The organism is Bradyrhizobium sp. B039 (assembly GCF_038965675.1).
GTDB lineage: Bacteria > Pseudomonadota > Alphaproteobacteria > Rhizobiales > Xanthobacteraceae > Bradyrhizobium > Bradyrhizobium diazoefficiens.
Genome location: NZ_CP152416.1, coordinates 5565759 through 5579002 on the forward strand (window position 1 = coordinate 5565759; position 13244 = coordinate 5579002).

At 63.6% G+C, this 13244-nt stretch carries 3 protein-coding genes; 2 read left to right on the top strand and 1 reads right to left on the bottom strand.

From position 1 onward, the window contains the following. Nucleotides 1-56 precede the first annotated feature (56 nt). Nucleotides 57-1112 (top strand): transglutaminase-like cysteine peptidase, encoded by a 1056-nt coding sequence (locus tag AAFG50_RS26340; protein ID WP_039184778.1) that lies wholly within the window; start codon nucleotides 57-59, stop codon nucleotides 1110-1112. 60 nt (nucleotides 1113-1172) lie between these two features. On the opposite strand, the gene AAFG50_RS26345 is transcribed toward AAFG50_RS26340, so the two are convergent. Then, nucleotides 1173-12374 carry an immunoglobulin-like domain-containing protein gene (locus tag AAFG50_RS26345; protein WP_166466008.1) on the bottom strand — a complete coding sequence of 3734 codons (11202 nt, stop codon included), beginning with the start codon at nucleotides 12372-12374 and terminating at the stop codon, nucleotides 1173-1175. Nucleotides 12375-12719: 345 nt separating this feature from the next. Between AAFG50_RS26345 and AAFG50_RS26350 the strand changes: the two genes are divergently transcribed. Next, complete coding sequence (locus AAFG50_RS26350) at nucleotides 12720-13139, top strand: hypothetical protein (protein WP_028176019.1); 420 nt, start codon at nucleotides 12720-12722, stop codon at nucleotides 13137-13139. Nucleotides 13140-13244: the final 105 nt, after the last annotated feature.

The window sequence follows — 13244 nt, forward strand, 5'->3', positions numbered from 1 at the left end:
GGCGTGGATCGACGCAATAGACGTTGACGACGCTCCCGGCGCAGGGGACGTCGTCTATGACACTGCATTGGGAATTGCAGCGCAAAGGCCTGTGCGCGCTCGGCGTGGGGCTGGTTGCATTGGTCGTTGCCGGCGTGACATCGCCCGCCCGGGCCGATGACGCCCTGGCTCGGGACGTCTTGACTCAAGACGCCCTGACTCAAGACGCCCTGGCTCAGGACGCCCAGGACACTCTCGCTCCCGGCATTGACGCGGCAACGCGTGCGCCGGCGACGTTCTTCCGCATCAACGACGTGCTGGCGAAGCTCGATGCCATGCGCGGCCGCGGGCCGAATGCCGTCCGTCTCGCGGCGCTGACACCTTCCAACATCGCGACCGACGCGGCCCCGGAGCCCAGGCCCGTGCCGGCGAAAGGCGACGAGCCGTTCGGCCTCTTCACCTTCCGCGCGCCCGAAGGCCTGTTGTGGCAGAAATGGCGGGGCCTCGAGACCAGGCTGGTCAGGGACGCAGAGACCCTGAAGCGGTGCGAGTCTGACGCCGCCAATTGCCCCTCGAACGCAGCGCAGTTCCTGCGATTGATCGGCGCCGCGAAAGCGAAATCGGGACGCGCAAGGCTCGACGAGGTCAATCGCGCGGTCAACATGGTCGTCCGCTACGTCAGCGACTATGCGCAGCACGGCGAAGCCGATCGCTGGAGCTCGCCGCTCGAGACCTTCGCCACGGCGAAGGGCGACTGCGAGGATTATGCGATCGCGAAATATGTCGCGCTCCACGAAGCCGGATTTCCGCGCGAGGATCTGCGGCTCGTACTGGTCCGCGACCGCGCGGTGCGGCAGGACCACGCCGTGCTCGCCGCGCGCCTCGAGGGACAGTGGCTGGTGCTGGACAACCGGCGCTCCGAGCTGATCGAGGATTCAGGGGCGACGAACCTGGCCCCGCTGTTCGCCATCGACCACGCCGGCGTCCACCTGTTCGCCGCGCCCTACGCCCAGCACCGGTTCGCCGGTCCCACAGAGGCCGCGCCGGCAGCCAACAATGAAGGCGCCGAATGGGGCGACACGGACGTCGCCGCGGGCGGTGCCTGGCCGGGCGCGCTCCCGCTGCTGATGTGAGACAGAAAGAAAGCGGCTCTCATCGAGCCGCTTCCGGTATCGTCGGCACCTGCCTGTCGGCTAGGCCTGCGCGGCGTGGTTCACCTGCAGATCATTGTCGATGAACAACGTGGCCGCTGGGCCGCTGGTCGAGACCCATTGGTGGAAGACCTGCCCGCCCGCCGAGGTGTAGGTCGCTGCGGTCTCGGAGAAGCCGGTCAGCTCGACGTCGTCGCCCGCCGATCCGATCACGAACAGCGTATTGGCCGTGCCGGTCTGGCTGTTGATCGCGCCTGCCCCGCCGGTGAAAGCCACCACATTGGAAGCCGTCAGACCGTGCAGCTCGGTGCCAAACAAGCTGCTGGCGGAAGCCTCCGCCGTGAGCTGGATGGCTTCCAGGTTGGTCAGGTTTTCGGTCGACAAATCGACGTCATACAGCCGGACGCCGCCGGTGACGTGCGAATTGGCGGCGGAGAGACCGCCGGTCGGCGCGCCACTTACCTGGAACGAGCTGTTGTAGATCGCGCCCTCGTCGATACGCAGGATGTCGAAGCCGGCGCCACCGTTGACGCTGGTATCGTTCGTATCGAACACGATGACGTCGTTCTTGCTGCCGCCCGTGATGACGTCGGCGCCGGCACCGCCGTTCAGGAACGTATTCCCGGTCCCGCCGACCAGAGTGTCATCGCCACTGAAACCATAGACATAGTTGCCGTTGACGCTGGTCCCGGTCAGCGGATTATTGCCGGCACTGGATCCATCCTGCGAGTTCACATAGGTGTCCGCGTTGTGAGCGCCGTCGGGAACGATCTCTGATGTCAGCGCTTCCGCGGTGCTGCCGCTCAGCAGATATTCGATCTTGGTTGTGACACCAGACCCGCCCTTGTCCATCGTAACGTTGTTCAACGTGAAATCGGTTACGTTGACTTGGCTCGTGGCGGTAAAGGCGGCTTCCAGGACGACCTCAAACGTATGCGAGCCGGTGATATTGAAACCCGCATCGCCTGCGAAAGTGGAAGCCTGGCCGGTGCCCTGGAACGTCATAAGCTGCGCGAATGCATCCAGGGGCTGCGCTTCGTCGACAAAGCTGAGAATCGCCTCCTGCACATTGCTGTTCGTGTTGGTCTTGAAGGCACCCGACAGCAGCCTGGCGGCCGGAATGGCCGTGCTGTCGAGGAACGTGGCCACGTTATCGGTGGTCAGGTCGGCGTTGGCAGCGCCCACGCCGCCACCGGACAGGGTCGCTTCCGTCGAGGTTGCCGTGATGCTGAAGTTCAGGTTGTCCGGCAGCGTGCCGGTCAATGGCGCCGTCACGGCGAAGCTCAGATCGATCGTGGCGGTCTGGCCTGTGTTCTGGTTCAAGGCCGTATCGTTGGGAACGATGATGTGGATATCCCCGGTCCCGCTGCTGTAGGTGTAGCTGAAATTCGTGCCGACACCGTTGTAGGTCCCGGCGATGGTGCCGCTGGCGGCAAGGGCGGCCGTAAAGCCGGTCTGCAGGTGGATGTCCAGCACGTGGGTCTCCGACCCGTCGTGCACGTCCCCGAGCGTCGCCTTGACCTGCAGCGACCCGGTCTCGCCATTGCTGAATGCCGAGTTGGTGTCGCTGGCCGAGTCCTTGACGAAAATGATGTGGCTCTGGCCGGTCACCGGTGCGGGCGCATCCGCGACGGCGTCGACGTAGATCGTGCCCGGGGTCGCGGCGCTGGTGGACGTCGTCGCCCCCTGCGCGGCCGTCGCCGTCATCGACACCGTTGCGTCAACGTCGCTGTTGAGCGGCGGCGACATCAGCACCGCAGCCGTCACGGCCGCACCATCGGCGGCACCGGTGATATTGATGGTCAACACACCACTGTTGAACGAAGCGCTGTTGACCGAGGCAGTGCCACCGCCTCCCGTGAGCGCAATGTTGGCCGCCGTCGCATCCACGTTCCATCCGGTGAGACCGGAGACCACGATCTGCGTGACGTGCGAGCTGCCGCCGACGGTCGCCGTGAACTGGATTCCCTCCTGCGTGTCTTCGGGCAAGCCGTTGTTCGGCCCGACGGCAATTGTCGGCGAATAGACGACCGGGACGGTCGTCGATCCCGTCGTCAGCAACTGCTCATATTGCGCGCCGTTACTAACACTGTTGATGGAATCGACGATCGAGACCTGGCTGGTAATCTCGGCGTCAGTGTACGCCCTGGTGACAGAACCGCTGCTCGCGTTCGCGGCAATGATGACGTGCTCGCCATTGCTCAACAGGACATCCAGCGGCGACTTCGGCGTGAACGGGCTCAGCCCGCTCGACAGCGTCACTGTATAGGTGATCGAACCGCCGTACTCCGAGATGGTCGTGGTGGAGGTCGTCAGGGTGGCGGTGACCGGGTTGATCGTGTCGGTGATCTGCGTCACCGCGGGCGTGCTGTTCACGACCAGGTGCTCGAAATTGCCGCCGCTCGCCGTGCTGATCGTCGCGCTGACCGAGGTCGGGTCGAGATAGACGTCCTCGTTCGGCACGACCGTGTGCACCACCGAGCCGCTGCTGGCGCCGCCTGCGATCGTGATGACGTCGCCGGTCGACAGCGTCACCGTCACCGGCTGGCCGGCCTGCGCCGGATGGCTCAGCGTCGCCGTGTAGGTGATGCTGGTGTCCGCTTCCGTGATACTCGGCGTCGCCGTCAGGCTCACCGTCGTGTCGTCGATCGTGTCGGTGATCTGCGTCACCGCGGGCGTGCCGTTCACGACCAGGTGCTCGAAATTGCCGCCGCTCGCCGTGCTGATCGTCGCGCTGACCGAGGTCGGGTCGAGATAGACGTCCTCGTTCGGCACGACCGTGTGCACCACCGAGCCGCTGCTGGCGCCGCCCGCGATCGTGATGACGTCGCCGGTCGACAGCGTCACCGTCACCGGCTGGCCGGCCTGCGCCGGATGGCTCAGCGTCGCCGTGTAGGTGATGCTGGTGTCAGCCTCCGTGATGCTCGGCGTCGCCGCCAGGCTCACCGTGGTGTCGTCGATCGTGTCGGTGATCTGCGTCACCGCGGGCGTGCCGTTCACGACCAGGTGCTCGAAATTACCGCCGCTCGCCGTGCTGATCGTCGCGCTGACCGAGGTCGGGTCGAGATAGACGTCCTCGTTCGGCACGACCGTGTGCACCACCGAGCCGCTGCTGGCGCCGCCTGCGATCGTGATGACGTCGCCGGTCGACAGCGTCACCGTCACCGGCTGGCCGGCCTGCGCCGGATGGCTCAGCGTCGCCGTGTAGGTGATGCTGGTGTCCGCCTCCGTGATGCTCGGCGTCGCCGTCAGGCTCACCGTCGTGTCGTCGATCGTGTCGGTGATCTGCGTCACCGCGGGCGTGCTGTTCACGACCAGGTGCTCGAAATTGCCGCCGCTCGCCGTGCTGATCGTCGCGCTGACCGAGGTCGGGTCGAGATAGACGTCCTCGTTCGGCACGACCGTGTGCACCACCGAGCCGCTGCTGGCGCCGCCCGCGATCGTGATGACGTCGCCGGTCGACAGCGTCACCGTCACCGGCTGGCCGGCCTGCGCCGGATGGCTCAGCGTCGCCGTGTAGGTGATGCTGGTGTCCGCCTCCGTGATGCTCGGCGTCGCCGTCAGGCTCACCGTCGTGTCGTCGATCGTGTCGGTGATCTGCGTCACCGCGGGCGTGCTGTTCACGACCAGGTGCTCGAAATTGCCGCCGCTCGCCGTGCTGATCGTCGCGCTGACCGAGGTCGGGTCGAGATAGACGTCCTCGTTCGGCACGACCGTGTGCACCACCGAGCCGCTGCTGGCGCCGCCCGCGATCGTGATGACGTCGCCGGTCGACAGCGTCACCGTCACCGGCTGGCCGGCCTGCGCCGGATGGCTCAGCGTCGCCGTGTAGGTGATGCTGGTGTCCGCTTCCGTGATACTCGGCGTCGCCGTCAGGCTCACCGTGGTGTCGTCGATCGTGTCCTTGAACGTGACCGTGGCATTGCCGTAGGTCGTGGTGTTCACCGCCTCGAAATTGCCGCCGGACGTGCCGGCGATCGAGACCGGGATGACCTGGCCGTCCACATAGACGTCTTCGCCCTGCGCCGGCTGCGGATCCGAGGTCGCCGTAAACTGACCGGGCGCAAAGGTGATGTCCACGCCGTTGTTCAGCGTCACCGTGAACGGCGTCAGCGAGGCGTAGTCCATGTGCGCCGTGTAGACGAACGTCTGGTTCTCGAACACCACGACGTTGTCCAGCGTCACGAAGTTGGTGGTGATCGTGTCGTTGACCGTCACCGTCGCCGTGTCGGTGGTGTCAAGGAGCTCATAATTGCCGCCGGTCGCGCCGGTGACCGAGACGGGATAGGTCTCGTGATCGACATAGGGGTCGTCGCCCTGCACCGCGAACGGCGTCGAGGTGCCCGTCGTCTGGCCATTAAGGATCGTGATTGTCGCGCCGTTGCTCAAGGTCAGCACGAGATTGCTGCCCTGCGGCGCATGGTCCACGCTGGCCGAGATCGTCGCCGTGCCGACGCCCTCGTTCACCGTCACGTCGTTCAACGTCACCTTGGTCGGGTCGATCGTGTCCTTGAACGTGACCGTGGCATTGCCGTAGGTCGTGGTGTTCACCGCCTCGAAATTGCCGCCGGACGTGCCGGCGATCGAGACCGGGATGACCTGGCCGTCCACATAGACGTCTTCGCCCTGCGCCGCCTGCGGAGCCGACATCGCGGTAAACTGACCGGGCGCAAAGGTGATGTTCACGCCATTGTTCAGCGTCACCGTGAACGACGTCAGCGAGGCGTAGTCCATGTGCGCCGTGTAGACGAACGTCTGGTTCTCGAACACCACGACGTTGTCCAGCGTCACGAAGTTGGTGGTGATCGTATCGTTGACCGTCACCGTCGACGTGTCGGTGGTGTCAAGGAGCTCATAATTGCCGCCGGTCGCGCCGGTGACCGAGACGGGGTAGGTCTCGTGATCGACATAGGGGTCGTCGCCCTGCACCGCGAACGGCGTCGAGGTGCCCGTCGTCTGGCCATTAAGGATCGTGATCGTCGCGCCGTTGCTCAAGGTCAGCACAAGATTGCTGCCCTGCGGCGCATGATCCACGCTGGCCGAGATCGTCGCCGTGCCGACGCCCTCGTTCACCGTCACGTCGTTCAACGTCACCTTGGTCGGGTCGCTGTCGTCGGTGACCACGAGCGATACCGTCGATGCCGACGTATCGCCGTCACCATCGGTCACGGTGTACGTGAAGTTCGCCGGCCCGCCGGTCTTGTAGACGTCGTCGGGCTGCGCAACGAACTTGTAGGCGCCGTCCGCGGTGACCTGGAGACTGCCATGGGCGAGCGCGATCGCCTGGGAATACCCGTCCACACCGAAGGACAAGTTCACCCCGTTGATCTCAGTGACGGTCGCGCCGTCAGCGCCCGGATCGAAGTCGAGCTGTCCGGTGACCGGCGCGGAACCTTCGAGGACATCTTGCGGCGCTTCCGCAAATGCATGCGGACCATCGTCCTGGAAATTGATGTGAAGCCCGGCCGGCGAAACGGCATGGGCGGTGTCGCCATCACCGTCGGTCGCGGTGGCCGAGATGTACACGAGGCCGTTGGTGATCGAGACCTCGTCGTCATAGGCGGCGGGCGTCGAGCCATCGACATTGTGCGCGATCGCCGCGAACTGTGCGACCCACAGATGCCCGTCGGTGTCGACATAAAGCGCGAACACCTTCTCGCCGGTCTGGAGGTTGTTGCTGTCGACGCCCCAGACGATGTTCGGGTTGGCGGAATCCGTGAACAGGAAGATGTCGCGGTTGCCGACCGTGGTGTTCAGCCCGGAATCCTGGCCGGTGAACCCGCCACCGGTGGAATTCGTCAGTTGATAGGACACACCTCCGGCCGGGCCGGGTCCATCCGTGCCGAAATCGGGCGTCGTGAACAGAGTGTTGGCGGCGCCGGTCGACTCGGCGTAGCCGAGAACCGTACCGATCTGGGCGCCGGCAATCGCGGCTGTCAGCACGCTCGGAGCGGTCGCGGGATCGACGTCGTTCTCCGGGTTCGGGCCGGACTGCGGAGCGAATCCCGCGCTCTCGTCATGGGTGACGCTGAGCGTGGCGGGCGCGCACACCACGGACGAAATGCCGCTCACCGAGAACGGATGACCGACATTGAGCTCTTGCGAATCGTTCGGGTCGACCGGAAGGGTCGGCGCGCCGTTCGGCGTGCTCGAGAAGGCGACATTGTCGTAATTGGAAATGACGAGACGATTGAAATCGTTCGACGTGTCAACCGTGACGGTGGCACCCTCGTTCAGGCCGACGATGACGACGCCGACCAGCGTATTGCCGTCATACACCGGAATTTTGGTGTAGCTGGCATCCCCGGTCACGGTGACGTCGTTCAGCGTGATCGGCAGCGGATTGCCGTCATCGGTGAAGTCGTTGTTGTCATTGGCATTGAAGACCTGGACGAAAACCGTCGCCGTATTGCTCGGATTGCCCTGGATCTGGTGGATCGTGAACGAGGCCGCATCAACCTCATAGTGCCCATTATAGGCGAAGGTATTGGCAGGGAACGTGACATTGTTGACGAAGTCGAGCCGCAGTATCTCCGCAGCCAGGTCGTTGCCTCCGTGGACCTCGTGGCCCTCGATCGACTGGTTGCCGACGCCAATATCACTCCCTGTCGTGTTGATCGTGTTCGCGTTCGGGCTATTGCCCTGGCCGACGCCGGACATCAGCACGTCCTGATCGCTCGGACCATCGAGACCGCGCTCGTCGACGTTGCCCGCCTTGATGCCGACATAGCTGAGCGGCGTATCGACGCAATCCTGCGAAGCGGAGATCGTCGGACCAGAATCGTCGATCGAGACGATGGAATTGCTATGGTCGATGACAGTCGCGGTGGCCGATTTCGTGACATGGTCACCATCGCCGTCGGTCACCGTCACGGTGAGCTTCACGCCGACGCTCTGGCCGGCAATCGCCGTGAGCAACGAGATCGACTCGTCGAACAGCGAGGGATTCTCGGGCAACTGGGCCCCGGCAGGCTCCGACGCGTCGTGATCGATCGGCAGGAATTGATCGACCACGAGCTGTGCCGTGGCCGGATCGGTCGAATTCAGGGAGATACGCAGCACGACGAAATCATCGGCCGTGGACAGCGTATCATGACCGACGCGGCCGACGATCTGACCGCCCTCGATCGTCAGCCAGACGGTCCGATGCTCCTGCGACGTGCCTTCGAGCAGGCTATCCGCCAGCGCGGTCGCGACAAGGTTGGTCTTGATGCCGCCCGCCTCGGGCGCGCCCGTCAGGACGAGGCTGAGCGCGGACGTGACGGGATTGACCAGGGCGGGACCATCAGCCCCGTAATCGATCACCGCATTCGTGAACAACGGCGCCAGCAGCCCCGCGCCCGTCATCAGCTCGCCGATCTGAGCCGTCGAGGTCGCGTCCGTCGTGAACGTGACGGTGGCGTTGCCGGTGTCGTCGGCCGTTCCGTTCGGCACTCCGCCGCCCGACTCGCCCTCGCCGAGATTGTATTGATCCGGCGGCGACCCGTCATGGCCGATCGTCTCGTCCAGATTCAGTGCGAGCGCGACAAGTTCCGGCGTGGTCACGCCGGTGCCGATGGTCAGCGCCGGACCGTCGTCGTTGAAGTGGATCTTGCTCGAAATATCCGCCGACGCGGACGCCGTGTCGCCATCGCCATCCTTGATGGTTACGACGGCGGAAATCGAGCCAGCAGCGAGCGAAACCTGATCGTTCGGATTGGACGAATCGGAGTGATGCAGCGAGAGATATTCGACCACCGACACCTTGCCGGAGAGCGGATCGATGGCCACGGCAAAGGCGGTGGTGCCGCTCAGCTCGGGATGCACGTTATCCGTACCCACCGTGCCGATCACCCGGCCGGCGCTGTCCAGCGACAACGAAATCGCCGTTCCGTCTGTCAACGTCACGCCGGAGTTTGAAGACTTCAGTTCGAGCGAATAGGTGATCGCCGCAGCCGGATCGGGTCCGTCGACGCCGAAGTACGGCAGGATGCTCAGGGCTGCGCCACTGCTGGTCGCGTAGGCGAGCGGTGTTCCGGGCTCATCCGGATCAACGCCGGGATTCTGCACGCCAGCAAAGATCTGCAGCGGGCCGGTAACGTCGTTCGCCTGGTTGCCCGGTGTCTCGTCCGCCGTCACCCCGAAATTGCGAGACAGCGTCGCCGCCACCAGCGGGCCGTCGTCTTCGAACTGGATACCACCGCCAATGTTGGCGGACGCCGAAGCGTGGTCGCCGTCGCCGTCGGTGACCATCACGGTCGCCTTGACCTGGCCGAGGGCGCCTGCAAGCGAGACCGCCTCATCGATATCGCCGCCGATATCAGCGCTGTTATGGTGAAGCGAAACATACTGGACGACGGACACCTTGCCGTTCACCGGATCGATCGCAATCGCAAACGCGGCCGGATCGTTGGTGCTGGTCACGTCATTGCCGGGATCGCCCCCGTCGTAACGGCCGACGATCAGGCCGTTCTCGAGGAACAGGAAGATCTCTTTCCCTTCCGTCGTGGCGATATTCGAATCGATCGGGCCGGTCGTGCTCTGACCCTGCGCGTCGGTCAGCGTCAGCGAGAAGAGCTGGGCGCCCGTCTTGGCCGCGCCGTCGGTGCCGAAATCCACATTGTCGATGGTGAGCGCGGCGACGTTGCTCTGCGCGTACCCGATCGGAAGGCCGAAGAGAACCTGCGGATCGTGTCCGGGATTGCTGACGCCGTTGAACACCGGCGTGAACAGAATGTCATTGTCGTCGCCGAACGGCGGGCTCTGCAGCAGCAGGGTCTCGTCGTGAACGACCTGGAAAGCCGAATTGGCGGAAACCGAGACCGCGGGGCCGTCGTCCTGGAAGCTGATGCTGGAGTCCTCGGTACCCACGATCTCGATCGTGGCCGAGGACGTCGCGGTATCATTGTCGCCGTCGGTGATGGTCGCGGTCAGCGTAATGCCGAGGCTCGCGCCTTCTCCGACCAGATTGAGGAACTGCGTCGAATCGAAATTGTTGAGGTCCGCGCCATGGTCGATCGCCATGTACTGGTCGACGACGAGCTGGCCTCCCGAGAGGCTGCCTGCGTTGTCCAGCGTGATGCGAATCGCGACCGGGCCGTTCGGATCGTCGCCGACATGGCCCACGATCTCGGTGTCGCTGACCTTGAACAGATAGATCGTGTCGTCAGAATAGGTGTGGTTCGGGTCCGTCACCTTCAACGTGGTGGCGATGCCGCCGTTCTCCGCTTCTTTGCCGCCCGAGAGCGCGAACGAATAGGCATAGTCGGTCGACTTCTCGCCGTCGGTGCCGGCAATCTTGGTGACGTCGAACAGCGCCTCCAGATCGCCCTTCAGCTCGCCTTCGCCGGCCACCGTCTTCAGCTCGCCGATCGGATTGGTGCCGGTCGGATCCGGGCCCGTGTTGCCTGAGACGTCGTCGACCGTTCCGTCAGGAAGACCGTTGGCGCCGCGATCGCCGCCGATCGATTCGTCGAACGACAGTGTGGCTAGATGGGCCGAACCCTCCACCGGCTGATGCACGGTCACATCAATCGACGGGCCGTCATCCTGGAAGCCGATGCTTGACTGTTGGGGCCCCGCGATCTCGATCGTGGCCGAGGACGTCGCGGTATCATTGTCGCCGTCGGTGATGGTCGCGGTCAGCGTAATGCCGAGGCTCGCGCCTTCTCCGACCAGATTGAGGAACTGCGTCGAATCGAAATTGTTGAGGTCCGCGCCATGGTCGATCGCCATGTACTGGTCGACGACGAGCTGGCCTCCCGAGAGGCTGCCTGCGTTATCCAGCGTGATGCGAATCGCGACCGGGCCGTTCGGATCGTCGCCGACATGGCCCACGATCTCGGTGTCGCTGACCTTGAACAGATAGATCGTGTCGTCAGAATAGGTGTGGTTCGGGTCCGTCACCTTCAACGTGGTGGCGATGCCGCCCTTCGATTCCTCCGAGAAGCCGGCGGCGTTGAGAGTAAACGAATAGGCATAGTCGGTCGTCTTCTCGGTGTCCGTGCCGCCATCCTTGACGACATTGAACAGGGCTGCCAGATCGCCCGGGCTTTCGACATTGCCGACATCGGTCTTCATCGTGCCGATCGGATGGGTGCCGGTCGGATCCGGACTCGTATTGCCCGAGACGTCGTCGAACGTTCCGTCGGGGAAGCCGTTCGCGCCGCGGTCACTGGCGATCGATTCGTCTAGCGACAAGGTTGCAAGACGCGTGGGTCCTTCGCTTCCGTCGGCCACCGTGACCAGGATCGTCGGACCATCGTCGAGGAATGACACGCCGAGCGAGCCGGTCGACAGCGCAGTCGCCGTGTTGCCGGAGCCGTCCGTCACCGTCTGCTGCACGAAAACGACATGGCCAAGCTGCGCGCCTTCGCTCGTGTCGGAGTCGGACGCGGTGCCGTGCTTGATGGCTTCATACTGGGCCACGTCAAGCTTCAGGCTCGCAGGATCGAGGTAGAGCTGGAAGGCGACCGCACCGTTCGGATCGGCCACGCCGCCGGCGCCCTCACGTCCGACGACCAGATTGCCCTCGGTGAACAGGAAGATTTCATTGCCGGTGACCGTGGCCTGCAGACCGGAATCGACGCCGGCGAACGCCGCGCCGGTCGAGGTCGTCAGCGCATAGGCGATCGTTCCGGTCCCGCCGCTGCCGAAACCGGCGCTCGACGACGCGATCTCCGAAACGGCGCTTTGGGCCCATCCGATCAGTCCGACGGCGGAGAAGACTGCGGGCAGACCAGCACTGGGCTGATCGTTCGCGCCGTTCAGAATCTGTACATCGACGGTTTCATCGTGGATGACGATCGTATCCGAGAGCGTAAAGCCTGCGCTCGGCGGAGTCGTTGCAGGCAGTCCGGCGAATGTCTCGGGATTGAGGGCGAAATTGCCGAGCTGTTCCTGCCCGAGCAGGTCCAACGGATTGCCGGCGTTTAGGGTATCGACCGCAGCATTGGAGAAGTTGGCGCCGCTTCCCTGGGCGTTGCCGTTGCCATCACCGGCTGCAGGCAGCACGGACTGGTCTGTGGTGATGGGGAAGAGGCTCGCGAATTCCTGCACGTTGACGTCGCGTCCGGGCGCCAGCTCGATGGACAGCAGGTGCTGATCGTCGTGTCGGGAATCGAAGACCGGATCGACAGTGATCGTCGATTTGTTGTCGAACAGAATGATCAGCTTCTCGCCGACATGGACGAGCGTGATCTTTTCATTGGCTATCGCCGAGAAATCGAGCTTGACCTTCTGGTCATATCCGAGATGTACGACCACCGCCTGATCTGTTAGCGGCTTTGCCAGCGTGAAAGTTCGAACTGGAGTTGTGTTGGTAGGAATAGCCGTGCCGGTAGCCTGCGCTACCTGAAATTGTGCGTTCATTATCTGCCCCTGCCAAAACTCTATGCAGTTCAAATCAAGTCTTTAGAAAGCAATCCGAAAAATCTCGCTATTAAGCTATTGTTAACCGAGGCGGGGGTCAACGAAATCAACTAGTTAACGAGGGGTTTTTGGTGCGCCGTGGTAAATTGGCTAATTGGGACACCGGGCGCCGAAAAGGCATTTAGATTGAGCATCTTGCAGCGAACTGACCGGGAAAACCCGGTAAGCGGGAGAGCACCAATGAGGGTATTATTGTCCGCAGGCATCGCAATGTTGTCTGGGTTCGTCGCACCAGCCTTGGCCGAGGACGCATTGTCTCCCGTCGAGCGAACGGTCAAATCCGCCCCCAATAAGGACACGCGGGTCGGCGTCTTCATCAACGTACTACCCGATTGCACGTCGGGTCCCCTGCCGACGATCCGCCTGGTCAATGCGCCCGCATCCGGGAAGGTGACGGTCAAGTCGGCGAAGGTGAAAGCCACCAACTACAAGTCATGCCTTGCGCTGGAGGTGCCCGCCTATGTCGCGTTCTACAGGTCGCAGCCCGACTTCATCGGCGACGACGTTCTGACCATCGAGGTCAAATATGCCGGCGGTCGGACGGAAATTCAGAAGATCACGATCAACGTTGCCGGCCCCGGAGCGCAGCAGAAGATCTAGGCGCGCGACCTCTTCACGATGCTGATCAAGCCGCCGGCCGTGTTGCCATTCATTGCGGTTTGACGCTGTTAGGGATTTTTGCTCTGTTAGCCGGTGATTTTAAGA

Bases quoted from the DNA above. Each gene is read 5' to 3' on its own strand.
- AAFG50_RS26350 (WP_028176019.1), top strand. From the start codon at position 12,720: ATGAGGGTATTATTGTCCGCAGGCATCGCAATGTTGTCTGGGTTCGTC.
- AAFG50_RS26340 (WP_039184778.1), top strand. From the start codon at position 57: ATGACACTGCATTGGGAATTGCAGCGCAAAGGCCTGTGCGCGCTCGGC.